Source organism: Klebsiella sp. K-3, assembly GCF_051207495.1.
GTDB classification, from domain to species: domain Bacteria; phylum Pseudomonadota; class Gammaproteobacteria; order Enterobacterales; family Enterobacteriaceae; genus Klebsiella; species Klebsiella aerogenes.
In genome coordinates this window covers 73,327-98,322 of sequence record NZ_JBPNXF010000005.1, presented here as the reverse complement: position 1 = coordinate 98,322, position 24,996 = coordinate 73,327, and the positions used below count along the sequence as shown (strand labels likewise).

Genomic DNA, 24,996 nt, shown 5'->3' with positions numbered 1-24,996 from the left:
ATGGGGGGGAGGCAATTAGTGTTTACACAGGAGCTGCTCCAGTTCGCTTAAAGAGGTCACCGTCCAGTCGGGCTGCAGGTCTGCCGGCAGCGTTTGCTGGTGCGCATTCAGCCAACAGGTGGCAAGCCCGGCATTGACGCCGCCGCGGATATCCGACTCGGCGGTATCGCCGACCATCAATACCCTGTCGCGCGACGGATTACCCGCCTGCGCCAGCGCATAGTCGAAGATACGCGCATCCGGCTTCGCGACGCCGACTTCCTCAGAAATAATCAGCAAATCAAAATGATCGCGCAGGCCGGTACGCTCCAGACGAGTCTGCTGCAACGAGGTAAAACCGTTGGTGATGATGCCCATTTTTACCTTGCCCTGCAGCGCATCCAGCAACGATACGGCGCCCGGCAGCGGCGCGCAGATTTCTGCCATCGCATTCATGAAAGCGTCGTTCAGTTCGCCCGGGGGGACGTTCAACCGTTCCGCCCAGCTATCAAAACGCTGATGCTGTAATTGTAGCGAGGTGATGGCGCCGTTTTGATAATCCACCCACAGCGGCTTATTAACGGCCTGATAGTCCTGAAAATCTTCGGCGGTAAATGTCACGCTATAGTCGAGAAACATCCGCTGTAAGCCGCTGAAAGAATCAAACGTAAACAACGTTTCATCGGCATCAAAGAAAATCCAGTCCCATTTCATCGTTTCACCTTGTCTTACATACTGATTGGCAGAGCCATGATAATTGCGTCTTCACGCCCGTCGGCCGTAGGGTAGTAATTGCGGCGGATAGTCGCCTCGTTAAAGCCTAAGCTTTCGTAGAGCGCGATGGCGGCGACATTCGATGCCCGCACCTCCAGCCACAGCGTGGCGACGCCGAGTTTTTCAACTTCATCAATAACATGTTCCAGCAGTTCCCGTCCCAGGCCGCGGCGCTGGTATGCGGGGTCGACGGCGATGTTAAAAAGCGTCGCTTCATCAAGAACAATCTGAGTAATGGCAAATGCCGCCATTTCCCCATCGACTGCTAGTTGGTAATTCAGATAACGTTCACCCTGATTGCTGGCAAAGGTTTGTTCGCTCCACGGAAAAGCGTGGGCGCGTTTTTCGATTTGCCAGGCTTTGGATAAATCAGCCGTGCTGAGGGTAGAAATCGTGTTCATGTGCGCAGATTTGTTGCCAGAGCGCGATGCGAGCCGGCGCGCTGCTCTGAAGTTCATCAAAAACGGGCGTCGAGACCTGGGCGCCCGCCAGCGACAGCGGCGTCTCGCAGCCCAGTCGCCAGCTGTTGCAGCGGCTATTTTGCGGCAGCATCGCTACCCGGTCCGGCGTAAGCTGCAGTACCTGATCGGCGCGAATCGAGAGCGCGCGCAGAATATCGCTAATTAGCGGTTCAGTCAGCGACGGCGGGGTTTCCGCCACCATCACCAGACGAATATGTTCAGGAAGCGAGATAGCGATTTCGCCCTGCAACGCCCCCGGGCGACGCAGCGACCACTGGGTAATTCCCAGTTGCTGTAATTGCCAGTCTCGTCGGGAAGTCATAGCGAAACACTCCTGTTAAACAAGCGCGCAATATAGCAAATCCGTCGTATCTGCGCCAACAAACTACTATAATCGGCGCCAGTCTTATTGAAGGAGTGTTTCATGTCAGCTTTTACCCCGGCAAGTGAAGTCTTGCTGCGCCACAGTGATGATTTCGAGTCCGCCCGCGTTCTGTTTGCCGGTGACCTGCAGGATGACCTGCCTGCACGTCTGGATACCGCGGCCAGCCGCGCTCACACCCAACAATTCCACCACTGGCAGGTCCTGAATCGCCAGATGGGCGACAACGTTCGCTTTAGCTTAGTGGCCGAGGCCGCCGACGTCGCCGATTGCGACACCCTGATCTACTACTGGCCGAAGAACAAGCCGGAAGCGCAGTTCCAACTGATGAACCTGCTCTCTTTGCTGCCGGTAGGGATCGATATTTTCGTGATCGGCGAAAACCGCAGCGGCGTACGTAGCGCCGAGCAAATGCTCGCCGAATACGCGCCGCTGAATAAAGTGGATAGCGCCCGCCGCTGCGGTCTCTACCACGGCCGTCTGGAAAAACAGCCCTCCTTCAACGCCGAACAGTACTGGAACGAGTACGCGCTTGATAACCTGACCATTAAAACGCTGCCGGGCGTGTTCAGCCGCGACGGCCTTGATGTTGGCAGCCAACTGCTGCTGTCAACCCTGCAACCGCATACCAAAGGTAAAGTGCTTGATGTCGGCTGCGGCGCTGGGGTGCTGGCCACGGTACTGGCCAGCCATTCGCCGAAGGTACGCCTGACGCTATGCGACGTCAGCGCTCCGGCGGTTGAAGCCAGCCGCGCGACGCTTGCCGCGAATGGTTTTGAAGGCGAGGTCTTTGCCAGCAACGTCTTCTCTGAGGTCAGCGGCCGTTTTGACATGATCATCTCAAATCCGCCATTCCACGACGGCCTGCAAACCAGCCTGGAAGCGGCGCAGGCGCTGATCCGCGGCGCGGTCCGCCATCTGAACAGCGGCGGCGAGCTGCGTATCGTCGCCAACGCCTTCCTGCCGTATCCGCAGGTCCTGGATGAGACGTTTGGCTTCCACGAAGTGATCGCCCAAACCGGCCGTTTCAAAGTTTACCGCACGGTGATGACTCGCCAGGCGAAGAAATAATCATTGATCCTTGCCGGCGGCGCTCCCAATGCGCCGCCGGTACTTCCCTCCGCTCTGAATAGCCGATTTTTGCAGCAATCGATAAAACCTGCATAATTAACTATTGACGTGTCGCCGAAAACCACTAGAATGCGCCTCCGTGGTAACGATACTTTTTATAGTGTCGATGGTATGCGAAGGTGGCGGAATTGGTAGACGCGCTAGCTTCAGGTGTTAGTGTCCTTACGGACGTGGGGGTTCAAGTCCCCCCCCTCGCACCATAATCCACGTTGATATCGCTCGCACTGTGCGAAGGTGGCGGAATTGGTAGACGCGCTAGCTTCAGGTGTTAGTGTTCTTACGGACGTGGGGGTTCAAGTCCCCCCCCTCGCACCAACGAGGCGATATCAGATTAAGAATACTGTGCGAAGGTGGCGGAATTGGTAGACGCGCTAGCTTCAGGTGTTAGTGTCCTTACGGACGTGGGGGTTCAAGTCCCCCCCCTCGCACCAATATTCTTACCCTTCTCTGTTTTATCCCATCAGCTTCAAATTCAACATTATCAGCATTATTCCACTAACCAACGCTACGCTTGACGGCAACAGTACGAAATGACGCAACTGACGGTGCCAGATCATAGCCGCCGATAGTAATAACCCCAAAGCAATCATCACGCGCCAGGCTTCCACCGGCAGACCAATCATGCCTAACACCATCACCAGAACGCCCGGCAGCAGAATTCCCCAACCACTCCCTAAAGCTCGCTGCAACATGGTTTTGCCTCTTACAACGATAATGATAACCAATATCATATGATAATTTTTATCATTTGTCATCTCAGGGCGTTCAACTTTTATTACTCTTGCACTCAGGGGTAATGACATACATTCATTGGGATGATAAATTAAGCAAATTAAATCTATATATTAAATTGTCTGATCATTTGCGCAGATATCCTTATATTATGCATTGTTTTATATTTTCCCCCTTTGGCAGCCATCATCTTGAAACTTAACTACTAATAATGATAGTACCTATATGACTGCACAAACCTGGCGGGCTCATTATGAGCAAAAATATCAGTATTCCTTACGACTTTTTTTATTACTTAATTGTGTTTCTGCTGCTCTGGCGCTGTTCAGCCCGCTGTTTACCATTGTCACCGTCACATTGCCGAGTGCGCTGATCTGTGCGGCCAGCCTGGGCTTATTGTTATGGAATTGGAAATTCCCAAAACAGAAAATAAATATTCCTGTTATTTCTCTGTTATTTGGCGTGCTATGGGCCTGGCACATCGTAATAAAATCCTCATTGTTACCCCCTCCGCATTTTAACTTTCTGGTTATTGCCTTATTAAGCATCCTGTTTATTGGAACTATCGCTTTTTCTAACAATATCATCGCCTTTACTCTACATTCTCTACCGACTTTTATGGTGTGTCTGGCGCTGGCTGGCGGTGAACAATGGCTGCGGATGTTTTACTGCTTTGTCCTGCCTGTTGCCGGGATTACGTTGCAAAACATTATGCAAAAGCGCAGCGATAATTTTACCCAAGGGCTAATGGATAAATTGCTGCAAGAGCGTAACACCCTGAACGATCTCAGTATGCTTGATCCTTTGACCGGCCTTTATAACCGTCGCGGCTTGCAAAACCGCATGGATAACATCCTGGCAGTGGATTCGCGCGAACATTTCATCCTGCTGTTGGATATTGACCATTTCAAAGCCTACAACGATAACTATGGCCATATGATGGGCGACCAGGCGTTAATCCAGGTATCGGCGGCGATTCGTAATTCCGTGCGCTCACGCGATATCGTCGCTCGCTTTGGCGGTGAAGAGTTCATGGTCGTGCTAACCAGTAGCACGGCGGAAACCGCCTTCCAGACGGCAGAACGCATTCGCCAGCGGGTTTACGATTTAAAAATCGCGCATCGTTTTAACGAGAGCGTCGCTACCAATGTCACCATCAGTATCGGTATGACCCCGCTGGTGGATGGCGATATCGACAGTGCGATAAAACGCGCCGATAGCGCGCTATATGAAGCCAAAAATCAGGGGCGTAATATCATTCTCGTCAACTAACGCTTCCAGCCCGCCGCGAGGGATACGCGGCGCTGACAAATCGCTTGCGCTCCCTGCGGTGAACAACTAGTATCAGCAATCATTATCATTTAGATTTGTATCTGGAAATCTGATGGCTTACCGTACCTTCTCCTTCAGCGATGATATTATTTGGCGTGCGCCGCTTGCGCCCGTCGAGCACGCTTTGGCGAATGCGATACGGGAAAAGATCGCGGCGGTACGCCCGCATCTGCTGGATTTCCTGCGTCTGGATGAAGAAGCGCCGCCGCTTACCCTGAGCCTCGCGGAATGGTCGCAACCCACTACCCTCATTTCGTTGTTGGCCACCTATTCCGATCATATTTATCGCCATCAGCCCGGCCAGCCGCGTGAACAAAAACCCCTGCTGTCACTGTGGGCGCAGTGGTATATCGGCCTGCTGGTACCGCCGCTGATGCTGGCGTTACTAACAGAAGAACAAGCTATTAGCCTTGAACCGGAGCATTTTCGCGTTGAGTTCCATGAAAGCGGGCGCGCGGCTTGCTTCTGGATTGACGTGCATGCCGACCATGATGCGCTAGTGCTTTCCGCGCAAGCGCGTATGGATATGTTGGTCAATAAAGCCCTGAAGCCGGTGGTGGAAGCGCTGGAAGCTACCGGCGACATTAACGGTAAGCTTATCTGGAGCAATACCGGCTATTTGATTAACTGGTATCTCGGTGAAATGAAAAATCTGCTTGGCGACGAGCAGGTTAACGCGCTACGTCAACACTGTTTTTTTGCAAAACAGCAGGCCAGTGGCGAGGATAATCCGCTGTGGCGGACGGTAGTCGTGCGCGAAGGGCTACTGGTACGCCGAACTTGCTGTCAACGTTATCGCCTGCCGGACGTTCAGCAATGCGGCGACTGCACGTTAAAGTAATCATCTGACGGGCGGCAATATACCGCCCGTTGTTATTTTATGCGGTCTGCTCGTTCTCCTGCTCGGCGCGCTGCGCCTCTTCAGCTTCCTGCGCCAGCAGTTGCTTTTCGTACACCTTAAAGAACGGGAAGTAGATGATTGCCGATACGCAGGCAAGAATAACGACCAGGATCGCCGCGCGGAAATCCCATCCCAGAGCCCATGCGCCGCCAATCGGCGCCGGCGCCGTCCACGGTACGACCGAGATAACTCGGCCTATCAGATCCAATTTCATGGCCGCCCAGGCAATCACCGCGTTAACCATCGGCGCCAGCAGGAACGGAATAAAGAATACCGGGTTCATGACGATAGGCGTACCAAAGATAACCGGCTCGTTAATGTTAAACAGGCTTGGCACCACGCTTAAACGGCCGATAGAGAGCAAATGCGCAGAACGACTGCGTAGATAACAGAACACCAAGCCCATCGTGGCGCCAGAACCGCCTACGACAATAAAGAACGTCCAGAACGCTTCCATGAAAATATGCGGCAGCGGCGCGCCCTGCGCCAGAGCCTGCTGGTTCATCCCCAGATTAGTGAGCCAGAACATCTGCAGCATACCGGAAACAATCGCCGCCCCGTGAATCCCTGCGAACCACAGCAGGTGGCCAATCAACACTGCCAGCAGAATAGCCGGTAATGAATCCGCGGCGGATACCAGCGGCTTAAAGATAGCCATAATGGCCTGCGGGATCAGCAGGTCGAAATGATGCTGGATAAACAAGCTCAGAGGATAGAGCGTCAGTACCACCACCAGAACCGGGATCAACAGATCGAAAGAGTTTTTGATCATCGGCGGCACTTGATCCGGTAGGCGGATCCCGATGTTGTGCGCCCTTAAGAAACGCATCATCTCAACACAGTAAATCGCCACCAGGATCGCGGTAAAGATCCCGGTACCTCCCAGGCTATCAACCGGCAGACTGCCATTGGTTTTTGGCGCAGCGATCAGTAGAAAGGCCATGATCGACAGCATGGCGCACATGAAAGGATCGAGCTGGTACGCCTTTTCATAATGTTTGCCCAGGTTGTAGGAAATCGCCGCGCAGATATAAATAGACATGATGCCCATGGTCATATCAAAAGGCGTCAGAATGCGTCCTTCGAACTCTTTGGCCAAATCCAGCCAGGCGCGGGCGAAGCCCCAGGTGGTATCCGGTGAAAACGGCGGATAGGCGAAGACCAAGAGAAAGGAGCCTACAATCATAAACGGCATGGCCGAGATAAATCCGTCACGAATAGCCATGACGTGGCGCTGCGATGAAATGCGCCCGGCAACGGGACTTATATAGTTCTCTACAAAGCGAAATATCAGATTAAACGCAGCATGGTTTGCAGACATAGCAGCCCTCCTGACAGGCTATCGAAACAGGACCAACAACGGTAATCTTGCCGCTATGCTGAAATTAACTGCAGACGGATTGTGGCTGACCGGGACTGACGGTTGCCATAATGCCAGCAGGAGGATCTCATGCGCGGCTGTTAGTTATCTTTGGTACAGGGAGTTACCATGTCAGTATTCATCGACGAGCGCGATCCTGCAACCGGTTACAGTAACCGGTTGCGGCGATTGTGAAGAAGATCCAGAAATCAGAATAATTCCTGATTATCCATCGACAATATTTACAGATTTCCGGCCTTGTGACAGATTTAAGCGGATAACTACCAGGAGAACCCCATGAGTCTGCAGTCCGTGAGGCAGTTTTTTGCTGAGCATGCCCCCGATATTGAAATCATCGAGTTGAATCAAAGTACGGCGACCGTTGCGCTTGCCGCCGCCGCGCATCGTGTCGAGCCGGGGCAAATCGCTAAGACTTTATCCTTAAAGGTAAAAGAACGGGTTATATTGATCGTCGCTAAAGGCGATGCTCGCCTTGATAATAAGAAGCTGAAAGACGCCTTCGGGGCAAAAGCGCGGATGCTCAGCAGTGATGAAGTCGTTACGCTAACCGGCCACCCCGTTGGCGGCGTCTGTCCGTTTGGCCTGGAAAACCCTCTGCCGGTCTATTGCGATGTTTCACTCAAGCAGTACGCCGAAGTTCTACCGGCAGCAGGGGCAATTCATAGTGCGGTACGAATTTCGCCTGAGCGCATGGCACAACTGACAGAAGCCGATTGGGTGGACGTCTGCCTGTAACTTGCCGGTTATTGCGCCAGGCACATTCCTGGCCCATCGTCGTTATTCGCCGGCAGACACAGCAGAATGTCCGCCGCGCTAAGCAGGCCAATATCAGAGTTAACGCCCAGTTTGGTCATCGCGTTAAATTTATGTGCGCGAATGGTTTTGATATTTCTATCAAGCTGGGTGGCAATTTCGGGCAATGAATAGCCATAGGTCATATAACGCAGTATCGTATGCTCCGTCGGGCTAAGAATTTGCCCACAGGAGCTGTAGCTGCGCTCCAGAATGCTTTCTTTATCCAATGGCGCCTGCTCGATCAGCTGCAGTAAACGTTCCTGCAGACGAGTAAGGCAAGATGATTTATTCAGAATCGTTTGCGGGCTTGAAGGTGTCAGATGACTGATCAGACGCATTTCCGCCGTATTATCCGCCAGTACAATTCGCTGTATTTCGGGTCGCGTTTGCGCTATTTCATGTAAAAAAAGCAGGCTTTCCAGACGAATACGTCGGCTACCGGAAAGAGAAAAAATAACGGCGATAAAGTTTTTGGAAGCGAATTCACGCTTTAATGCCTGAGTATCTTTATAAAAATGAATGCTATATTTTTTACCTGCTTCATTATCTAAAATATAACGAAGCGCCATCTCAGTCATTGCGCATTTTTCTACGATAGCGACACATCGTGTTGTGAGATTTTTTTCCATTCCGTGTTATCTCCATAGGCTGAATACAGATTCAGTTCCTTCATTCCTTGAGCGCTATTGATCCAGGCATACATTTCTGCATTACTGCGTAACGAAAGTCGGCGCATGGCGCTATTTTTCTGCGCGCTTATCGTTTTATTGCTTTTTTTCAACAAGGCAGCAATCTGGTTAATTCCCCACCCTTTTGCCAGTAGCCGCAACACTTTGCGTTCTGAAAAGGTTAAGATGACCGTATCGCTAGCATCATCACCTAAGTTGTCCATCTCGGGTGAAAAGAGTGTCTGGCTAATTCTTTCGGCAGAAGCTTTACCAGCTCGGATAACCTCAATGAAACGTTTGACCGGCTCGCTATCAGAAATCAGAGAACTTTCCGGCCGCATCAGAAACTCAACTGCCAGTGGGAAGCAGGAGTGACCAACCATAAAGATCCAGTGAATATCCCGGTATTGATTCATTAACGAATAATAATGCTCACAAATATCTCGCGGGCGTTCAATGTGACCGGAGAGGTCGACGAGAACCAGCACGGCGCGGCGAAGCTGAAGCAGCGTGAGTTCATCCTGTAAACCACAGAAACTCAGATCGTAATCAGGGAGATGTTCCCTTAAAATAGCCTTCAAACCCGATTGCATAACCGGTATTCTACTAATGATGACGCCAAATTTACCTTGTCCTGGCAACATAAAACCTCCACCTCCTGTCAAAGATTCACACCCGAAATAAATAACGGATGAATGGCTACTATAATATTATTTCGCCAATTGAATCTTTATCGTCCCTGGTGGGCATGACGTATGCCCTGAAGTTAATTCCATAACCGTGAGGGATATTTTTGCATTACTCTCACCAACGATTTACCCTAACACAAAATGATGCCATCAATAAATTAGAAAAAATTAAAAGCCTCATTAGAAAAATTACCTTAAGAATTAAATAAATAATTTATTTAATTTCTTTCCTAAATGCTTTCGGTGAGACCCCACTATATCGTCGAAAGAATCTCGAAAAATAAGCAGCATCAGTAAACCCCAAATAATCAGAAAGTTGGGTGATAGTCATGCTGGTATATTGCAGGTTACGCCGCGCTTCCAACATTAAACGTTGATGTAATACGCCTAATGCGCTGCAGCCATGAAATTCACGACACAAATAATTTAAATGCGTTGCGGAAAGCCCCACTAGCTTTGCATATTCAGCCAGCGGCAGATGTTCCCGGTAGTGGCTTTCAATCAGACGGGAAAAATGGCGCATGACGCTGCGCTTACGTTCGGCTTTGTCTTCTGTCACGGGTGTCGGCCGGCACTGGCGGTTTAACCATACTAATAGCGCTCCCAGCAGCGAATGGAGCATCATTTCGCGCGCATCATGCTCTTCGCAATATTCTTCACGTAAGGCGGTAAACAACGAACGAATATGGCCGCGGGAGCGTTTCACCGCCACGCACTGCGGCTGCGATAGCACATCAAGCGTGCGCCCAAACTGGCTTTCAAAGCGGCTCAGCAACGGCTGCGACAGCGACAGGACAAACCCTTGCGTGCCGGGCGAGAAACGAAAGCCATGAATACATAATGCCGGCACGACCTGTATACAGGCTTCGGTCATCACCCTGGTGACGCCTTCGATTTCAATTTCAGCGCGCCCCTTATGCAGATATAAAAGCTGCACCATTTCGGCATGTTGATGTACGCGGATATGCCACTCATAAAGGCTGCTGCGCTGCAAAATGGATTCGCAATGCAGCAGATCCGGCGTCGGCCAACCGCGCTCTTCGCCATACAGGGTAAAAACGGGAATCGTGTTCGCGGTTAACATGGTCTCTCCAGTTTTCGTTTGTCGTTACGTGACGCGCTCCATCGGCAGCCCCACATAATTTTCGGCAATGGTCGTTAGCCCGGCTCGAGAACCCAGATAGTAGCGGCGGTCGGCGGCCTGCATTTTTTTATCGAATTCATTCTGTTCAGGAAAGTCGTGCAACAGGCGAGTCATAAACCAACTGAATCTTTCTCCTTTCCACACGCGGTCGAGAGCAAAGCGCGAATAGCTGGCAATAAGATCCGCGCGGCCATGGTGATAATATTCGCGCAGGATCCGCCATAAATAATTGACATCCGACGCCGCCAGATTCAGCCCCTTTGCGCCGGTTGGCGGCACGATATGCGCGGCATCTCCGACCAGAAACAGTCTGCCGTACTGCATCGGCTCAACGACATAACTGCGCAGCGGCGCAATGCTCTTCTCAAGTGAGTGACCAGTTACTAACTTATTTGCAAGATCCTCCGGCAGGCGGCGTTTTAGCTCATCCCAGAAGCGTTCATCAGACCACGCCGAGACGCTATCGCTTAGCGGCACCTGCAGGTAATAGCGGCTGCGGGTGAGTGAGCGCTGACTACACAATACAAATCCGCGTTCGTGATGAGCGTAAATCAGCTCCGGATTCACCGGCGGCGTATCCGCCAGTAAACCTAACCAACCAAACGGCCACACGCTTTCATACTCTTTGAGAATGTCACGTGGAATACTTTGCCGCGAAACGCCGTGGAAACCATCGCAACCGGCAATAAAGTCACACTCCAGTCGACACTTTTCGCCGCCGCTCACGTAGGAGACCACCGGCCGGTCGCTCTTAACATCCTCGATTGCCACCTCGCTAACGCCATAGATAATCGCCGCGCCGCTGTCGCGTCTTGCCGCCATCAGGTCACGGGTGACTTCAGTCTGACCGTAAACCATCACGCTTTTACCGCCGGTCAACTCGCTGAGCGGTACCGGTACCCGCTGGCCTTCAAATAAAAACTCCACGCCATGATGAACCAGCCCTTCCGCGTCCATGCGCTTCGCTACCCCCGCTTCACGCAGTAGTTCGACGGTACCGTTTTCAAGTATCCCCGCGCGGATGCGCCCCAGCACATATTCCGCACTCTGACGCTCAAGGATGACGGTATGAATACCAGCGTTATGCAGCAGTTGGCCTAACAGCAGCCCCGAAGGGCCCGCGCCAATAATGGCAACCTGTGTTCTCATAGGGAACTCGCTCTCGAAAGTTAATTATTTGTTTGTTTTTTGTTTATTAAAAGTTCACAGATGCATTTTTGATAACTCAAACGGGAAAAAGAAGGGATGAATGGCGGTAAAAATTGCACTTTCCAACGAAGTGGTGAAAGTGTGGCGCGGTTCAAATTTCAGCCAACGCCATTGATGGAGCAATTTTTGCACATTGTTTGATCCGGCACGCCGCACAACGGGGTGGAGTTCAGGTACAAGTATTAATAGAGACGCGGACAGCAGGTACTTATGCAGGCAGATAAATCAGAGCAGCGCGCCGTCACTCGGTTGTGCATCCAGTGTGCCCTTTACTTACTCCAGCACGGTGCGGAAAGCGCGCTGGTTGAGGAGCTTTCTACCCGCCTCGGGCGAGCGTTAGGTATGGATAGCGTTGAGAGCGCCATCTCCTCTAACGCGATTGTGCTCACCACGATTAAAAATGGTGAATGCCTGACTTCCACCCGCAAAAACAGCGATCGCGGAATTAACATGCACGTGGTGACGGAGGTACAGCATATCGTGATCATGGCCGAACATAAGCTGTTGGATTACAAAGATGTCGAGAAGCGCTTTTCGCAGATCAAACCCTTGCGCTACCCGCGTTGGCTGCTGGTATTGATGGTTGGCCTCTCCTGCGCCTGCTTTTGTAAATTGAACAACGGCGGCTGGGATGGCGCGGTGGTGACCTTCTTTGCCAGCACCGTCGCCATGTATATTCGCCAGCTGCTGACCCACCGTTCCATGCATCCGCAGATTAATTTCTGCATTACCGCCTTCGTCGCTACCACGATTTCCGGGCTGATGCTGCGTCTGCCGGCCTTTAGCGACACGCCGACTATCGCCATGGCCGCCAGCGTGCTGTTGCTGGTTCCCGGCTTTCCGTTAATTAACGCCGTGGCCGATATGTTCAAGGGCCATATTAATACCGGGCTGGCCCGCTGGGCGATCGCCAGCCTGCTGACGCTGGCGACCTGTATTGGGGTGGTGATGGCAATGACCGTGTGGGGGCTACGCGGATGGGCATAATCTCTTACCTTTTCGACCTGGCGCAGGATATGGCGCTGGCGGCCATCCCTGCCGTCGGCTTTGCGATGGTGTTCAACGTTCCACAGCGCGCGCTGCGCTGGTGCGCATTACTGGGGGCTATCGGCCACGGCTCGCGGATGGTAATGATGAGCGCAGGCTTCAATATAGAATGAGCCACCTTTCTCGCCTCGTTACTGGTCGGCAGTATCGGCATTCAATGGTCGCGCTGGTATCTGGCGCACCCGAAGATATTTACCGTCGCCGCAGTGATCCCGATGTTCCCTGGGATTTCGGCTTATACGGCGATGATCTCGGCCGTCAAAATCAGCCATTTTGGTTACTCCGAAGAGATGATGATTATGCTGTTAAGCAACTTTTTAAAAGCCTCCTCCATCGTCGGGGCGCTCTCTATCGGGCTATCTATTCCCGGTTTGTGGCTCTATCGCAAACGCCCGCGCGTATAACCGGCAGCGCTGCTTCCTGGCCTCGCACTATGCTACTATGTCAGCAATTCCCCCACTCTTTGCTGTTCAGAGTTGAGATAGCGTTATGTCTTCACGAATTTTAACCACCGACTTTTGCGGTCTTGACGATTTCGTCGAGAACCACGCGGCCAGGCTGCAAAAATCAGCCAGCGGCGCCGTCGCCGTGTTTGCCAATAACGCCCCGGCGTTTTACGCGCTGACGCCGGAGCGCCTGGCGCAGTTGCTGGAACTGGAAGCGAAACTGGCGCGCCCCACCAGCGATATCGCGCTGGATGCGCAGTTCTTTGACGAGCCGAGCGCCGCGCCCGTCGCCGTGCCGATGGGGAAATTCGCCATGTATGCCGGCTGGCAGCCGGATACCGATTTTCAGCGTCTGGCGGCGCTGTGGGGCATCGCCCTGACGCAGCCGGTCACCCCTGAAGAACTGGCTGCCTTTGTCGCCTACTGGCAGGCGGAAGGCAAAGTTTTCCACCACGTGCAGTGGCAGCAAAAGCTGGCGCGTAGCGTGCAAATCGGCCGCGCCAGCAACGGCGGGCAGCCGAAGCGCGATGTGAACACCATTAGCGAACCCGATAACCAGATCCCGCGAGGTTTCCGAGGATGAGCATGAAAAACGTTGGCGATCTCATGAAGCGCCTGCAAAAAATGATGCCAGCCCACGTGCAACCGGCGTTTAAAACCGGCGAAGAGCTGTTGGCCTGGCAAAAAGAGCAAGGTAAGCTGCGTTCAGAGGCGCTGGAGCGGGAAAATCGGGCGATGAAAATGCAGCGCACCTTTAATCGCTCCGGGATCCGTCCATTACATCAGAACTGTTCATTTGATAATTACCGGGTCGAAAACGACGGGCAGATGATAGCCCTATCCCGCGCCCGCCAGTACGTTGAAGAGTTTGACGGCAACATCGCGAGCTTTATCTTCTCCGGCAAGCCGGGCACCGGTAAAAATCATCTTGCCGCCGCTATCTGCAACGAGCTGCTGCTGCGCGGTAAATCGGTATTAATCATCACCGTCGCCGATATTATGTCGGCGATGAAAGATACCTTTGGTAATCGGGAAACCAGCGAAGAGCAATTGCTAAGCGACCTGAGCCGGGTCGATCTGCTGGTTATCGACGAAATCGGTATGCAAACCGAATCGCGCTACGAGAAAGTGATCATCAACCAGATTGTCGATCGTCGCTCCTCCTCGAAACGCCCGACCGGCATGCTGACCAACAGTACCATGGATGAAATGAACAAACTGCTCGGCGAACGCGTCATGGATCGCATGCGCCTTGGTAATAGCCTGTGGGTAAACTTCACCTGGGATAGCTACCGCGATCGCGTTACCGGTAAAGAGTATTGAGAGATTTCCGAGCTCAAGCGGCGTTATACTGAAGAGATTCTTAAGTAACGACGAAGAGTACGTTTATGAAATCTTTGCAGACAGCTTTTTGCGCCGCTATCGCAGCCGGCGCGTTGATGGCGGCTCCCACCTACGCCGCCTCCTGGCAGGACTCACTCAATAGCGCCGCCAGCCAGCTCAGCAGCAGTTCCCAGCAAAGCGGCGGCGGTATGTCGATGTCGTCCTTAACCAGCCTGCTCAACGGCGGCAACCAGGCGCTCACCTCCAGCAGCATGAACAATGCCGCCGGCGTTCTCTCTTATTGCGCGCAAAAAAAACTGACCTCGGTCACCAACGCCGACAACGTGAAAAACCAGGTACTGGATAAGCTTGGCCTGAGCACGCCGGAGAAACAGAAACAGGATACCGGTTATCTGGAAGGGCTACAGGGATTGCTGAGCAGTAATAACGGCCAGCAGTTGAATCTGAACACCCTGGGCAGCAGCCCGCTGGCTGAAAAAGTGAAGACTAAGGCCTGTGACCTGGTACTGAAACAGGGCGTTAACTTCCTGTCTTAAATTTCCCCGCCGATGCCGCGTTTGGCGCTTTAGCGTCGCCAGCGCGGCCGCAATCGCTATTTTTACTTTTCTGCTCCTGTTTTCCCCGTGACGACAGGATGAGACATCGTACAAAAAAGACGCTTTCTAAACCAATTCTGAATCACAGCACACTTTCATGACACTACAATTGCAGCAGAAAGACGCTGCCATTACAGTGTAGCGTGAAAATCGATCTATCCGGCCAGCCCGCCGCTGGCGCACATGAGGGTTAGCTGTGTCAGAGTTGTTATCCATCGCCTTGTTTCTCGCCTCGGTGGTGATCTATGCCTGGAAAGCCGGTCGCAATACCTGGTGGTTCTCTGCCACTCTTGCGGTGCTGGGGCTGTTTGTTGTGCTCAATATCACCCTCTACGCCAGCGACTACTTCACCGGCGACGGTATTAACGACGCGGTACTCTATACCCTGACCAACAGCCTGACCGGCGCGGGCGTCAGTAAATATATTCTGCCGGGTATCGGTCTGGTGCTGGCGCTGGTCGCCGTATTTGGCGCCCTCGGTTGGATATTACGCCGTCGCCGCCACCATCCGCATCACTTTGGCTACAGCCTGATTGCGCTGGTACTGGCGCTGGCCTCCGTCGACGCCAGCCCGGCGTTCCGCCAAATCACCGAACTCGTGAAATCGCAGTCCCGCGACGGCGATCCGGACTTCACGGCTTACTACAAAGAGCCGTCGAAAAGCATCAACAATCCGCAGCTGAATCTGGTCTATATCTACGGCGAGAGCCTGGAGCGCACCTATTTCAATAACGAGGCTTTCCCGGAGCTCACGCCGGAACTGGGTAAAATCAAAAGCGAAGGACTGGATTTCAGCAATACCGCACAGCTTCCCGGCACCGATTACACCATCGCCGGTATGGTCGCTTCCCAGTGTGGTATTCCGCTGTTCGCGCCGTTCGAAGGCAACGCTTCCGCGGCGGTATCCAGCTTCTTCCCGCAAAATATCTGTCTCGGCGATATCCTGAAAAATTCCGGTTACGAAAACTACTTTGTACAGGGCGCCAACCTGCGCTTCGCCGGTAAAGACGTTTTCCTCAAATCCCACGGTTTCGATCACCTGTACGGTGCGGAAGAGCTGAAAACGACGGTGGCCGACCCGTCCTACCGCAACGACTGGGGCTTCTACGACGACACCGTGCTTGACGAAACGTGGAAAAAGTTCGAAGAACTCTCCCAATCCGGCAAACGCTTTTCGCTGTTCGCCCTCACCGTCGATACCCACCATCCTGACGGCTTTATTTCGCGCACCTGCGAGCGTAAACGCTATGACATGGATGGCAAAAAGAATCTCTCCTTCAGCGCCGTGGCCTGTAGCCAGGAGCACATCGCCGCGCTAATTGAAAAGATTAAGGCCTCGCCGTACTTCAAAAATACGGTCATCGTGGTCTCGTCCGATCATCTGGCGATGAAAAACAGCGCCTGGGATTATCTGAACAAACAGGATCGCAGTAATCTGTTCTTTATCCTGCGCGGCGACCAGCCTCAGCAGGATGTGCTGGCCGTGAAGCGTAATACCATGGATAACGGCGCGACGGTGCTGGATATTCTCGGCGGCGATAACTATATCGGCCTTGGCCGCAGCAGCCTTTCCGCAGAATCGCTCTCCACTATCTTCATGAACATGAAAGAGAAAGTGCTGGCATGGAAACCGGACGTCATTCGTCTGTGGAATTTCCCGAAGGAGATTAAGAGCTTCAACATCGACTCGCAGAAGAACATGATCTCATTCTCCGGTAGCCATTTCCGTCTGCCGCTGCTGCTACGGGTCTCGGATCAGCGCGTCGAGCCGATTCCGGAAAGCGAGTATTCCGCGCCGCTGCGCTTCCAGTTGGCGGACTTCGCCCCACGCGACAATTTCGTATGGGTCGACCGCTGCTACAAGATGGGCCAACTGTGGCGGCCGGAACTGGCGCTGTCCACCGACTGGTGCGTCTCGCAAGGTCAGCTGGGCGGCGAACAGCAGGTACAGCACGTCGACAAGCCGCAATGGCAGGGCAAAACCGCCTTCAAAGATACCGTTATCGATATGGAGCGCTACAAAGGCAACGTCGATACGTTGAAAATTGTCGATAACGATATTCGCTATAAAGCCGATAGCTTTGTGTTTAATGTCGCCGGCGCGCCGGAGGAGGTCAAACAGTTCAGCGGCATCTCGCGGCCTGAGCTGTGGGGACGCTGGTCCAACGCCCAGCTCGGTGACGAAGTGAAGATTGAATATAAAGAACCGCTGCCGGAAAAATTCGATCTGGTGATCACCGCCAAGGCCTTCGGCCCGAACGCCAACCAGCCAATACCGGTGCGCGTCGGGAAAAGTGAGCAAGTACTTACTTTAGCCAATGAAGTGACCACGACGACGCTGCATTTCGAGAACCCGGCACGCAGCAACACCTTAACTATCACTCCGCCGGAGCCGCAGTCCACCAACGAAGGCAATATTGTCGGCCACGCGCCGCGCCAGTTGGGCATTGGCATGGTGGATATTAAAATCGTCGGTCGCGAAGGTTAACACCTACGGCCCGGCGTCTGCGCCGGGCTAGTTCAAGCGCAGGCACATCTCGTACTGCTGCAGCGCCAGCGGCGCATAACCCGCCGATTTAAACAGCGGCGTGAAGGTTTCCGGGATGGTCACCGAAGTGCTTAATCCCGGAAACTGTTGAGCCAGCGCGATCAGCATTTCCCGCCCCAGCCCGCGTCCGCGCGCCGCCGGCGTCAGCCATAAAAACTGCAGCTGCGGCTTGCTGGCAGTGGTTGCCAGCACGGCGAAGGCCTGCTGCTGCAGCGTCAACGCCCGACATGGCAAGGTAATAAAGGTCAGTGGATCCAGCAGCCACGGCAGTTGCCCTTCCTGCTCCAGGCTTGTATGACGCAGCAGACTCAGCAAATCGTAATCCTCCAGGGGAGACTCACGCGGCTCCGCTTGCGTCTCGCTGAGATAGCCGCACAGCCCGTGACGCACCGCAAAGCCCAATGACTGATATAGCGCCACCGCCCGGTGATTATCGCGGATCACCTCCAGCCACATTCGCTGTACGCCCTGAGCGCGTAAATCGGCGATAAGCGAGGTCATCAATTGTCGCCCTCGTCCTTTGCCGCGAAATCCGGGATGAATAGCAAAAGCCGCCAGTCGCGCATCACGCCCGCGGCGGGCGATGAGCCCGATAGCCGCCGGTTCATCTCCTGCCAGCCACACCTTAGACTGCAACAGGTTTAACCCTTCGGCGCTAAAGCGCTGTACAAACAGATCTACCGACATCGATACCGGCACCAGATAATCGGCAAAGCAGTCATTCAAAATCGTAGTCAACTGCGCGCCGCTAAACTGGACGGCAGGAACGGCGGTGAACTCCATGCATTTCTCCCTGAGGCTGCTATGCTGAGGCGATGAAAACTAACACTATAAACCCCACTTTCACTTTTCGCCTGCCCGAAGAAGGCGATCTGCCGCTGCTGCCCGCGCTGGAGCGTTCGGCGGCACAATCCTTTGCGCGCATTCCCGCTTTCGCCTGGCTGGCGGAAAGCCCGGTAATGAGCGTTGAACAGCACCGGCAATACCTGGAAACCGGCCATAGCCTGCTGGCGCTTGCTGACGACAGGCCCGTTGGTTTCCTGCTGAGCGAGCCGCTGGACGATGCCCTGTTTATTGTAGAAATCTCCGTCCACCAGCAGTGGCAGGGCCAGGGTATTGGCCGCGCCCTGCTTAGCCAAACTATCGACAACGCCCGCCGCGACGGCTTCCCGGCGGTGACGCTCACCACCTTTCGCGAGGTGCCGTGGAACGCGCCCTTTTATACCCGGCTGGGCTTCACCATCCTCAATGAACTGCACCTACCCGAAGGGCTGGCGGCGAAACGCGCGCTGGAAGCAGAGCATGGCCTGACGGCGGAAACCCGCTGCGCGATGCGCCTTGATTTTTAGCGCCGCGAGAGGCGCCGCGCTGATTTTGTCACCGGTATATGGTACAAAGTACCATTCCTAATACATAACCTGATACCCGGAATGGCCTACTCGATCGATATCATCTCCTGCATCACCGACCGCTTTATGGCGCTGACCGCGACCGAAAAGCGTATTGCGCAGTTTATTCTCGACGACGTCGCCGCCGCGGCGGAAATGCCGATTGCCGAACTGGCGCGCCTGACCGACACCAGCCAGGCATCGGTGACGCGCTTTGCGCGTGCGCTGGGCTGTAAAGACGTGCGCGAACTGAAAATGAAGCTCGCCCAGTCGCTGGCCATTGGTCAGCGCTTTATTCTCGACGTACCGGATCTGGAAGGCGTACAGGGAATTTATGAATCAATCATCAGCGTGCTGGAAACCAACCGTCGGGCGCTGGACCTTGCGGCGCTGAAACGCGCGGTGGAATGGATTAGCGACGCCCGTCAGGTGCTTGCGCTGGGTATGGGCGGCGGTTCGACCATCTGCGCGCAGGAGATCCAGTATCGCCTGTTCCGCCTCGGGTTGCCGGTAGTCAGCCAGAGCGACGGCCTGCTGGTACGCATGATGAGTTCGGCGGTGACGGCGAAAGATGTGGTGATTGTGCTGTCGCTCGGCGGCTATACCAAAGAGATGATTGAAAGCGCCGCCATCGCCCGGCAATACGGGGCGAAAATTGTCGCCATTACCCCGCCGGAAACGCCACTGGCGGCGCAGGCCGATATCGTGCTACCGCTGCTGGTGAGCGAAAACGACTATATTTTCAAGCCCAGCGCTTCACGCTATGCGATGTTGGCGATGGTAGATGTGCTGGCCACCGAACTGGCGATGGCCAATAAACCGCAGGCGAAAGACCGTCTGCGCCGCATTAAGCTGGCGCTCGACGACCACCGCGACGGCGTCGACCGACTGCCGCTCGGCGATTAATCGCCGCAGGCGGCGATAAAGCGTTGCGCCTGCTGGCGGGTACGCGCCAACGGCTGCCCGGCGCGGTAGAGATCGCTGCCTAACCCCGCCCCCGCGCAGCCCGCCTGACGCCAGCTGTGCAGGTTTTCCGGTGTCACGCCCCCGACCGCCAGCACCGGCACCTCCGGCGGCAACACCGCTTTCAGCGCGCGGATATAGTCCGGGCCGAATGCCGATGACGGAAAGATTTTCAGCCATTGCGCCCCGGCATCCAGCGCGCTAAACGCCTCAGAGGCTGTGGCACAGCCGGCGCACACCAGCATCCCCTTTTCTACCGCGCGGCGGATCACCGCCGGGGCCGTATTGGGCGTCACGATAAGCTTCGCCCCGGCTTCAGCCAGAAAATCAACCTGCTCAACCTTCAGCACCGTCCCCGCGCCAATCACCGACCGTTCGCCAAACTGGCGCACCATCGCCGGAATACTCTGCTGCCAGTCCGGCGAGTTAAGCGGAATTTCAATATAGCGAAAACCTGCATCGATAAGCGCGGCGATATGCTCCGCCGCTTCACCGGGCTGAATACCGCGTAAAATCGCCACCAGTTTAACCTTGTCCATCAATCATCCTCGCTATACCCGAAAGAAACGCCGCCTCGCCGGAGCAACAGGAAACGGTCAACCCTCGCGCCGCCATCGCCTGCTGATAACGGGCACTAAGCGAGTGCTCACCAACCAGCACCACGCGGCTGGCGCGATAGCGCTCGCTAAAGGTCGCCACCTCCGCGCCAATCAACAGCCCGGAGAGATAATCGCTCACCGAAGTCGCCGCCAGCGCCCCTAACACCCGCGCGGCGCGGGCGCTAAAAAGCCCGGACAATAACGCCGGCTGATTTAGCCCTTTTTCCATACCGAGAGCGAAAGCGGCGTCATCAGGTTGTTGTACAGGCAGTTGCTGACCGAGCAGCGAATGATTAAGCAGCAGGTGATGCAGTTCGCCGGTCATCGCCGTGGCGAACTGGCGCACCACGCCGTTCTGCACCTGCACCCATTTACAGTGGGTGCCGGGCATCACGTAACACTCCGCGGGCATCCGTTGCCAGGCGCCCAGCAGCTGCGTTTCTTCACCGCGCATCACATCGTAATCTGCGGCCTGCGCCACTTTCAGCCCCGGCACGATCCACACGTTTTCCGCCACCTCATGTAACTGACCGTTGAGCGCCTCCAGCGCCAGCGGGCAGGCCAGATATGGCACCGGTTGCCAACCGGCATCGCTGCCGATCATCCCCGCCATCACCACCGGCAGCGCGGGGTCGCCGCGCCACGGCGCCAACTGCTGCTGAAATACCGCTTCGGGGCGCTGCCCGTTCAGGCGCGTGATGCCGCAGGGCAGCTTCAGCTTGTCGATGCATTCGCCATCACGCATCCGCCATGCCCGCAGCTGCGTAGAGCCCCAATCGACGGCAATATACTCGTTCATGATTACCCCTTACCCGCGTGAGGTATGACGTTTGCCAATCGGCAACGGCGGTGGCGTTGGGCGGCTTTCACGTTCGTGGGTAATCATCTCCAGCGCCTGCTCGCGGCTCATGCTGCTGGCCGGGGTCAGTAACGTCACCACAACCGAAGCCACCAGGCTCGTCAGTACCGCCGGAATACACGGGTTGCCCCAGAACGCCAGCCAGTCGCTATCCACCAGCACCGCAACCGATGCTCCGGCGCCGCCGGCCAGCGCGGCGACCGCGCCCTGCCAGTTAAAGCGTGTCCAGAAACGACCAAGCATGGTGCAGATAAACATGCCGGACATAATCATCGAGATCATTTTGGTGATATAGCTGATGATGTCGTTGGAGGTCAGGGCAAACAGCAGCGCCAGCGCAATCACCAGAACCAGGAAGATCCGCGACAGGCGAATGGCTTTCTCCGGCGCGGGCATATGGCCGGTCACCAGGGTGTAGAGGTCGCGCAGCATGATGGACACCGCGGCGATGGCATCAGAGCTACCGGAAGACATATTGGCCGACATGCCGGCAATCAGGATCGCCATCGCCAGCACCGGCGGCAGCACCTGGGTGGCAAATAAGAAGGCGAAGCCGCTGTTTTCCAACTGCGGGTTCATGGTCCATACCGCCATACCGATGATCGCCGGCAGGAAGGAGAAGCCTAGATACAGCAGGCCGGTAATCGTGAAGGACTGACGTACCGAGGAGACGGTCTTCGCCGAGTAAATGCGCTGGCGATAAGAAGGCGTCGCCAGCACGCCGACGCCGATCACCATCGCCAATGATAGCGCCGGCAACACGCCTAATTTATCGACCGCGAACAAGCTTTGCGCCGCCGGATCGACGGCCTGCTGAATATGGCTCCAGCCGCCAACGTGATGAACCGCCAGCACCGCCATTAAAATAAAGCCGACGAACAGTACAATCGATTGAATGGTATCGATCCACACCACCGCGGAATAGCCGCCAATACCGACATAAACCACAAAAGCCAGCGCAATAATAATTTTTGCGACATTAATATCAATGCCGCTGGCCCACGCCAGATATAATCCGCCACCTAATATATGCGCCCCCAGCCAGCCGATAGAAGCAATAAAAATAAGTATCGCGACGAGGTTTTTAATTATTTTACTGCCGCCGGTGTAATACGACATTTCTTCACTCATGGTCATGAAGCGAAGTTTGCGTACCGGAGCGAATAACCATGCCACCAGCAGAATCCCCACCGCGCCGCCGAGGCCGTAAAGCATCCCGGCCCAGCCGTTGCTGTAGCCAAAGCCGACGGCGCCGACGCTGGAGCCGGTGCCCACCATGGTGCCGACCGTCGAGCCGAGAGTAAGGATCATCGGCAGCGAACGGCCGCCAAGTAAAAAGTCTTCGCCGGTTTTCTGTTTGCGCGAAACGTACCAACCTAAGGTAATCATCGCGCAGGCATAAACGGAAAACCAAATCATAAATGACATATTATTCATGGCTCACATCCAGACGTAATAAATAATATTCGTGCCGCTGAATATTATGAGTTAACAGGAACCATGCCTGAAAAAAGGCATAGCGAACCCAGTGGCACCGATTTATTTATTCACTCTGGTGCCGATATCACACTTTTTTGATGCTCCCTCCCGGAAAGGGAGGGATTTATTTTTAGGTTTCGAGCGTTATTGTCGCGCAGCGTTAAAACAGGTCACATCCACTTCAACTTTGCAATCCACCACCAGGTCCGCCACGCAGCAAATGCGCGCTGGCGGATTATCGCCAAAGAACTCGCGAAATACCTTATTGAACGACTGGAAATAGCGCGCGTCGGTGAGGATCACTTTGACGTGCACTACGTCCGCCAGGCCGTAGCCGGCTTCGCTCATGATGTCGACGCAGTTCTGGATCGCCAGCCGCGATTGTTCGACGATGCCGCCTTCTACGACTTCGCCATTTTTCATCGGCGTCTGCCCGGAAACGTACAGCCAGCCGCCAGCTTCCACCGCGCGGGCGAACGGCAGATGCTGACCACCGGTTCCGGTACCGCCTTCTACGCCATAACGTTTGATACTCATATTCAACTCCTTAGTCCATCCGACGGCGCAGGAAACGCCCTGCCCGCCCGGTAATTTTCTTATCACTGCCGTAGCTCATCACGCCGTTGACCATCACCGCCTCAATGCCGTCCGCCGGTCGTTTCGGATCGGAGAAGCTAGCAACATCGCGCACCGTCTGCGGGTCAAACAGCACCAGGTCGGCGAAGTAGCCAATTTTCACCAGCCCGCGATCCGCCAACTGGAAGCGCGCCGCCGACAGCCCGGTCATCTTGTGTACCGCGGTAGTCAGCGGGAATAGCTGCTCGTCGCGGCTATAGTGGCCGAGTACCCGCGGGAAGGCGCCCCACAGGCGCGGATGCGGCATCGGATCGTTCGGTAGCCCGTCAGAGCCAATCATGGTGACCGGATAGCGCATCACCCGCCGTACGTCCTGCTCATCCATGTTGTAGTAGATAGCGCCCGCCGGAATCAGCCGCGCCGCGGCGTCGTGCAGGCTCACCTGCCACTCATCGGCGATCTGCTGCAACGTTTTCCCGGCCTGTTCCGGCTGCGCTTCGGACCAGGTGATCACGATATCAAACTCGTCGGTCACCTGTTTCATATCCAGCGTCGACGAGCTGGCGGAGTAGGGATAACAGTCGCAGGCGATATCCTGCTGCTGGCGCATCTCATCGAAAAACGCCAGCGTCTCTTTGGTACGCCCCCAGTTTTTCGCCCCGGCGCACTTGTGGTGCGAAACCACCACCGGCACGTTGCCGTGACGGCCGATACGGAAGGCTTCGTCCAGCGCCTCAAGAATCGGCTCGAACTCCGAGCGTAAATGGGTGGTATAGACGCCCTTCCCGGCCGCCAGCTCTTCCGCCAGCGCCATCACCTCTTCGGTGGTCGACTGGAAAGCGCTGGCATAGGCCAGCCCGGTACTGAGACCTAACGCCCCCTGGCGCAGCGCATCGCGTAGCTGTACGCGCATGCCGGCGATTTCCGTCTCATTCGCCGGACGAAACAGATCGTCCATATGGTTATTGCGCAGCGCGGTGTGACCGATTAACGTGCCGACATTCAGCGACGGCCGCGCCGCTTCCACCGCATGGGCATAAGCCTCCACGGTGGGATAGATAAAGTGCTGCTGCTCGCCGAGGAGATTCATCGGGTCCGGCACTTCGCCGCGCATGGTAGCGGTCGCCGCGCTGATCCCGCAGTTGCCGACGATCACCGTCGTCACCCCCTGGCTGAGCTTCGGCAAGTACTCTGGCATGCGGATAACGTTGATATCATCATGGGTATGCACATCAATAAAGCCCGGCGCCAGTACCCGCCCCTGGCCATCAATTTCCTGCTCCGCCGCGACGTCCAGCGCCGGGGCGATAGCGATTATTCGGTCGCCCTTCACCGCCACATCGGCACGGTATTGCGGCCCGCCGCTCCCGTCGATCACCGTGACGTTTTTGAAAAGCCAGTCAACTTTCATAGCAATTACTCCCTTTCGACATGCCGATAAGTTAACCATTTACAAGCGCAAAAAACAGTGGAAAACTACGCAAAACCCAGATCATTTTGTGATACTTTTATTCAAATCGAATAACATTTTTATATTAAAAATATATTTATCAAATAGTTATAAATGATACCT

At 54.8% G+C, this 24,996-nt stretch carries 27 protein-coding genes, 3 tRNA genes and 1 pseudogene; 16 read left to right on the top strand and 15 right to left on the bottom strand.

Annotated features, from left to right (window positions below):
• Positions 1-15: 15 nt before the first annotated feature.
• From yjjG to ACSEMK_RS09275, 3 genes are read right to left on the bottom strand one after another with little or no spacing between them, the layout of a single operon-like run.
• On the bottom strand, positions 16-693 hold the full coding sequence (gene yjjG / locus ACSEMK_RS09285; protein ID WP_045395924.1) for a pyrimidine 5'-nucleotidase: 678 nt from the start codon (positions 691-693) through the stop codon (positions 16-18).
• 14 nt (positions 694-707) lie between these two features.
• A complete protein-coding gene (gene rimI / locus ACSEMK_RS09280; RefSeq protein ID WP_087858214.1) occupies positions 708-1,154 on the bottom strand; it encodes a ribosomal protein S18-alanine N-acetyltransferase in 447 nt (148 codons plus the stop codon).
• Positions 1,123-1,536 carry a DNA polymerase III subunit psi gene (locus ACSEMK_RS09275; protein WP_015368390.1) on the bottom strand — a complete coding sequence of 138 codons (414 nt, stop codon included), beginning with the start codon at positions 1,534-1,536 and terminating at the stop codon, positions 1,123-1,125. Before ACSEMK_RS09275 ends, rimI begins: the two co-directional genes overlap by 32 nt.
• Positions 1,537-1,638: 102 nt before the next feature.
• Here ACSEMK_RS09275 and rsmC point away from each other — a divergent pair, with 102 nt between their 5' ends.
• The 4 genes from rsmC (at position 1,639) to ACSEMK_RS09255 (ending at position 3,158) form a co-directional block, all read left to right on the top strand.
• Entirely contained in the window at positions 1,639-2,667 is a 1,029-nt protein-coding gene (gene rsmC / locus ACSEMK_RS09270; protein ID WP_430914811.1) for a 16S rRNA (guanine(1207)-N(2))-methyltransferase RsmC, read from the top strand.
• A 173-nt stretch (positions 2,668-2,840) separates the two neighbouring features.
• Positions 2,841-2,927: transfer RNA gene (locus tag ACSEMK_RS09265), tRNA-Leu, on the top strand.
• Between the two features lie 28 nt (positions 2,928-2,955).
• Positions 2,956-3,042 (top strand) — tRNA-Leu (locus ACSEMK_RS09260).
• 29 nt (positions 3,043-3,071) lie between these two features.
• A tRNA-Leu gene (locus ACSEMK_RS09255) sits at positions 3,072-3,158 on the top strand.
• 21 nt (positions 3,159-3,179) lie between these two features.
• On the opposite strand, the gene ACSEMK_RS09250 is transcribed toward ACSEMK_RS09255, so the two are convergent.
• Entirely contained in the window at positions 3,180-3,419 is a 240-nt protein-coding gene (locus ACSEMK_RS09250) for a DUF1435 domain-containing protein (RefSeq protein WP_123273287.1), read from the bottom strand.
• Positions 3,420-3,684: 265 nt separating this feature from the next.
• Here ACSEMK_RS09250 and ACSEMK_RS09245 point away from each other — a divergent pair, with 265 nt between their 5' ends.
• Together ACSEMK_RS09245 and fhuF are read left to right on the top strand one after the other, a co-directional pair.
• Positions 3,685-4,731 (top strand): GGDEF domain-containing protein, encoded by a 1,047-nt coding sequence (locus ACSEMK_RS09245; protein ID WP_113374549.1) that lies wholly within the window; start codon positions 3,685-3,687, stop codon positions 4,729-4,731.
• 112 nt (positions 4,732-4,843) lie between these two features.
• Positions 4,844-5,632 carry a siderophore-iron reductase FhuF gene (gene fhuF, locus ACSEMK_RS09240; protein ID WP_430914810.1) on the top strand — a complete coding sequence of 263 codons (789 nt, stop codon included), beginning with the start codon at positions 4,844-4,846 and terminating at the stop codon, positions 5,630-5,632.
• A 37-nt stretch (positions 5,633-5,669) separates the two neighbouring features.
• Here fhuF and ACSEMK_RS09235 read toward each other — a convergent pair whose 3' ends face one another.
• Positions 5,670-7,013 carry a PTS sugar transporter subunit IIC gene (locus ACSEMK_RS09235; protein ID WP_430914809.1) on the bottom strand — a complete coding sequence of 448 codons (1,344 nt, stop codon included), beginning with the start codon at positions 7,011-7,013 and terminating at the stop codon, positions 5,670-5,672.
• A gap of 336 nt (positions 7,014-7,349) precedes the next feature.
• Here ACSEMK_RS09235 and ACSEMK_RS09230 point away from each other — a divergent pair, with 336 nt between their 5' ends.
• Positions 7,350-7,808 (top strand): YbaK/EbsC family protein, encoded by a 459-nt coding sequence (locus ACSEMK_RS09230; protein WP_087858220.1) that lies wholly within the window; start codon positions 7,350-7,352, stop codon positions 7,806-7,808.
• An 8-nt stretch (positions 7,809-7,816) separates the two neighbouring features.
• On the opposite strand, the gene bglJ is transcribed toward ACSEMK_RS09230, so the two are convergent.
• The 4 genes from bglJ to pobA all read right to left on the bottom strand — a co-directional run bounded on the left by bglJ (position 7,817) and on the right by pobA (position 11,518).
• A complete protein-coding gene (gene bglJ / locus ACSEMK_RS09225; protein WP_228306553.1) occupies positions 7,817-8,497 on the bottom strand; it encodes a DNA-binding transcriptional activator BglJ in 681 nt (226 codons plus the stop codon).
• Positions 8,458-9,180 carry a helix-turn-helix transcriptional regulator gene (locus ACSEMK_RS09220; protein ID WP_435336397.1) on the bottom strand — a complete coding sequence of 241 codons (723 nt, stop codon included), beginning with the start codon at positions 9,178-9,180 and terminating at the stop codon, positions 8,458-8,460. Before ACSEMK_RS09220 ends, bglJ begins: the two co-directional genes overlap by 40 nt.
• 259 nt (positions 9,181-9,439) lie before the next feature.
• Positions 9,440-10,309: a helix-turn-helix domain-containing protein gene (locus ACSEMK_RS09215; protein WP_087858223.1), complete on the bottom strand. Its 870-nt coding sequence runs from the start codon at positions 10,307-10,309 to the stop codon at positions 9,440-9,442.
• 24 nt (positions 10,310-10,333) lie between these two features.
• The gene (pobA, locus tag ACSEMK_RS09210; protein ID WP_213794989.1) at positions 10,334-11,518 is read right to left on the bottom strand and encodes a 4-hydroxybenzoate 3-monooxygenase; all 1,185 of its coding nucleotides are present in this window, start codon (positions 11,516-11,518) and stop codon (positions 10,334-10,336) included.
• Positions 11,519-11,788: 270 nt separating this feature from the next.
• On the opposite strand from pobA, the gene ACSEMK_RS09205 reads away from it, so the two are divergent.
• The 6 genes and pseudogenes from ACSEMK_RS09205 (at position 11,789) to opgB (ending at position 17,499) form a co-directional block, all read left to right on the top strand.
• A complete protein-coding gene (locus ACSEMK_RS09205) occupies positions 11,789-12,565 on the top strand; it encodes a threonine/serine ThrE exporter family protein (protein WP_087858225.1) in 777 nt (258 codons plus the stop codon).
• A pseudogene (locus ACSEMK_RS09200) lies at positions 12,556-13,029 on the top strand (threonine/serine exporter). Before ACSEMK_RS09205 ends, ACSEMK_RS09200 begins: the two are co-directional and overlap by 10 nt.
• A gap of 85 nt (positions 13,030-13,114) precedes the next feature.
• A complete protein-coding gene (gene dnaT / locus ACSEMK_RS09195; protein WP_087858226.1) occupies positions 13,115-13,654 on the top strand; it encodes a primosomal protein DnaT in 540 nt (179 codons plus the stop codon).
• A 2-nt stretch (positions 13,655-13,656) separates the two neighbouring features.
• Positions 13,657-14,394, top strand: coding sequence for a DNA replication protein DnaC (gene dnaC, locus ACSEMK_RS09190; RefSeq protein ID WP_026612409.1), 738 nt, complete (start codon positions 13,657-13,659; stop codon positions 14,392-14,394).
• 65 nt (positions 14,395-14,459) lie between these two features.
• On the top strand, positions 14,460-14,951 hold the full coding sequence (locus ACSEMK_RS09185) for a DUF2501 domain-containing protein (RefSeq protein WP_015368407.1): 492 nt from the start codon (positions 14,460-14,462) through the stop codon (positions 14,949-14,951).
• A gap of 256 nt (positions 14,952-15,207) precedes the next feature.
• Positions 15,208-17,499: a phosphatidylglycerol--membrane-oligosaccharide glycerophosphotransferase gene (gene opgB / locus ACSEMK_RS09180; RefSeq protein ID WP_308958693.1), complete on the top strand. Its 2,292-nt coding sequence runs from the start codon at positions 15,208-15,210 to the stop codon at positions 17,497-17,499.
• A gap of 27 nt (positions 17,500-17,526) precedes the next feature.
• Here opgB and ACSEMK_RS09175 read toward each other — a convergent pair whose 3' ends face one another.
• A complete protein-coding gene (locus ACSEMK_RS09175; protein ID WP_430914808.1) occupies positions 17,527-18,342 on the bottom strand; it encodes a GNAT family N-acetyltransferase in 816 nt (271 codons plus the stop codon).
• 32 nt (positions 18,343-18,374) lie between these two features.
• Between ACSEMK_RS09175 and ACSEMK_RS09170 the strand changes: the two genes are divergently transcribed.
• Positions 18,375-18,908: a GNAT family N-acetyltransferase gene (locus ACSEMK_RS09170; RefSeq protein WP_430914807.1), complete on the top strand. Its 534-nt coding sequence runs from the start codon at positions 18,375-18,377 to the stop codon at positions 18,906-18,908.
• An 81-nt stretch (positions 18,909-18,989) separates the two neighbouring features.
• Positions 18,990-19,853 (top strand): MurR/RpiR family transcriptional regulator, encoded by an 864-nt coding sequence (locus ACSEMK_RS09165; RefSeq protein ID WP_015368411.1) that lies wholly within the window; start codon positions 18,990-18,992, stop codon positions 19,851-19,853.
• On the opposite strand, the gene ACSEMK_RS09160 is transcribed toward ACSEMK_RS09165, so the two are convergent.
• From ACSEMK_RS09160 to ACSEMK_RS09140, 5 genes are all read right to left on the bottom strand, one after another.
• A complete protein-coding gene (locus ACSEMK_RS09160; protein WP_032713256.1) occupies positions 19,850-20,449 on the bottom strand; it encodes a 2-dehydro-3-deoxy-6-phosphogalactonate aldolase in 600 nt (199 codons plus the stop codon). The two genes, ACSEMK_RS09165 and ACSEMK_RS09160, sit on opposite strands and share 4 nt — an antisense overlap.
• Positions 20,436-21,308: a 2-dehydro-3-deoxygalactonokinase gene (locus ACSEMK_RS09155; protein ID WP_087858231.1), complete on the bottom strand. Its 873-nt coding sequence runs from the start codon at positions 21,306-21,308 to the stop codon at positions 20,436-20,438. Before ACSEMK_RS09155 ends, ACSEMK_RS09160 begins: the two co-directional genes overlap by 14 nt.
• A gap of 9 nt (positions 21,309-21,317) precedes the next feature.
• Positions 21,318-22,805 carry a sodium:solute symporter family protein gene (locus ACSEMK_RS09150; protein WP_395226973.1) on the bottom strand — a complete coding sequence of 496 codons (1,488 nt, stop codon included), beginning with the start codon at positions 22,803-22,805 and terminating at the stop codon, positions 21,318-21,320.
• Positions 22,806-22,991: 186 nt separating this feature from the next.
• A complete protein-coding gene (locus ACSEMK_RS09145; protein ID WP_015368415.1) occupies positions 22,992-23,384 on the bottom strand; it encodes a RidA family protein in 393 nt (130 codons plus the stop codon).
• Positions 23,385-23,394: 10 nt separating this feature from the next.
• Positions 23,395-24,834: an N-acyl-D-amino-acid deacylase family protein gene (locus ACSEMK_RS09140; protein ID WP_430914806.1), complete on the bottom strand. Its 1,440-nt coding sequence runs from the start codon at positions 24,832-24,834 to the stop codon at positions 23,395-23,397.
• Here ACSEMK_RS09140 and ACSEMK_RS09135 point away from each other — a divergent pair.
• Positions 24,812-24,991 carry a hypothetical protein gene (locus ACSEMK_RS09135; protein WP_113374541.1) on the top strand — a complete coding sequence of 60 codons (180 nt, stop codon included), beginning with the start codon at positions 24,812-24,814 and terminating at the stop codon, positions 24,989-24,991. The genes ACSEMK_RS09140 and ACSEMK_RS09135 overlap by 23 nt on opposite strands.
• Positions 24,992-24,996 lie beyond the last annotated feature (5 nt).

Excerpts from the sequence above, each read along its gene's own strand:
- ACSEMK_RS09205 (WP_087858225.1), top strand. The coding sequence starts at position 11,789 with ATGCAGGCAGATAAATCAGAGCAGCGCGCCGTCACTCGGTTGTGCATC.
- ACSEMK_RS09215 (WP_087858223.1), bottom strand. The coding sequence starts at position 10,309 with ATGTTAACCGCGAACACGATTCCCGTTTTTACCCTGTATGGCGAAGAG.
- yjjG (WP_045395924.1), bottom strand. The coding sequence starts at position 693 with ATGAAATGGGACTGGATTTTCTTTGATGCCGATGAAACGTTGTTTACG.
- ACSEMK_RS09235 (WP_430914809.1), bottom strand. The coding sequence starts at position 7,013 with ATGTCTGCAAACCATGCTGCGTTTAATCTGATATTTCGCTTTGTAGAG.
- fhuF (WP_430914810.1), top strand. The coding sequence starts at position 4,844 with ATGGCTTACCGTACCTTCTCCTTCAGCGATGATATTATTTGGCGTGCG.
- ACSEMK_RS09145 (WP_015368415.1), bottom strand. The coding sequence starts at position 23,384 with ATGAGTATCAAACGTTATGGCGTAGAAGGCGGTACCGGAACCGGTGGT.
- ACSEMK_RS09175 (WP_430914808.1), bottom strand. The coding sequence starts at position 18,342 with ATGGAGTTCACCGCCGTTCCTGCCGTCCAGTTTAGCGGCGCGCAGTTG.
- dnaT (WP_087858226.1), top strand. The coding sequence starts at position 13,115 with ATGTCTTCACGAATTTTAACCACCGACTTTTGCGGTCTTGACGATTTC.
- ACSEMK_RS09250 (WP_123273287.1), bottom strand. The coding sequence starts at position 3,419 with ATGTTGCAGCGAGCTTTAGGGAGTGGTTGGGGAATTCTGCTGCCGGGC.
- ACSEMK_RS09140 (WP_430914806.1), bottom strand. The coding sequence starts at position 24,834 with ATGAAAGTTGACTGGCTTTTCAAAAACGTCACGGTGATCGACGGGAGC.
- dnaC (WP_026612409.1), top strand. The coding sequence starts at position 13,657 with ATGAAAAACGTTGGCGATCTCATGAAGCGCCTGCAAAAAATGATGCCA.
- ACSEMK_RS09230 (WP_087858220.1), top strand. The coding sequence starts at position 7,350 with ATGAGTCTGCAGTCCGTGAGGCAGTTTTTTGCTGAGCATGCCCCCGAT.
- ACSEMK_RS09185 (WP_015368407.1), top strand. The coding sequence starts at position 14,460 with ATGAAATCTTTGCAGACAGCTTTTTGCGCCGCTATCGCAGCCGGCGCG.
- ACSEMK_RS09275 (WP_015368390.1), bottom strand. The coding sequence starts at position 1,536 with ATGACTTCCCGACGAGACTGGCAATTACAGCAACTGGGAATTACCCAG.
- rsmC (WP_430914811.1), top strand. The coding sequence starts at position 1,639 with ATGTCAGCTTTTACCCCGGCAAGTGAAGTCTTGCTGCGCCACAGTGAT.
- ACSEMK_RS09155 (WP_087858231.1), bottom strand. The coding sequence starts at position 21,308 with ATGAACGAGTATATTGCCGTCGATTGGGGCTCTACGCAGCTGCGGGCA.
- bglJ (WP_228306553.1), bottom strand. The coding sequence starts at position 8,497 with ATGGAAAAAAATCTCACAACACGATGTGTCGCTATCGTAGAAAAATGC.
- ACSEMK_RS09165 (WP_015368411.1), top strand. The coding sequence starts at position 18,990 with ATGGCCTACTCGATCGATATCATCTCCTGCATCACCGACCGCTTTATG.
- ACSEMK_RS09170 (WP_430914807.1), top strand. The coding sequence starts at position 18,375 with ATGAAAACTAACACTATAAACCCCACTTTCACTTTTCGCCTGCCCGAA.
- rimI (WP_087858214.1), bottom strand. The coding sequence starts at position 1,154 with ATGAACACGATTTCTACCCTCAGCACGGCTGATTTATCCAAAGCCTGG.
- pobA (WP_213794989.1), bottom strand. The coding sequence starts at position 11,518 with ATGAGAACACAGGTTGCCATTATTGGCGCGGGCCCTTCGGGGCTGCTG.
- ACSEMK_RS09150 (WP_395226973.1), bottom strand. The coding sequence starts at position 22,805 with ATGAATAATATGTCATTTATGATTTGGTTTTCCGTTTATGCCTGCGCG.
- ACSEMK_RS09160 (WP_032713256.1), bottom strand. The coding sequence starts at position 20,449 with ATGGACAAGGTTAAACTGGTGGCGATTTTACGCGGTATTCAGCCCGGT.
- ACSEMK_RS09220 (WP_435336397.1), bottom strand. The coding sequence starts at position 9,180 with ATGTTGCCAGGACAAGGTAAATTTGGCGTCATCATTAGTAGAATACCG.
- ACSEMK_RS09245 (WP_113374549.1), top strand. The coding sequence starts at position 3,685 with ATGACTGCACAAACCTGGCGGGCTCATTATGAGCAAAAATATCAGTAT.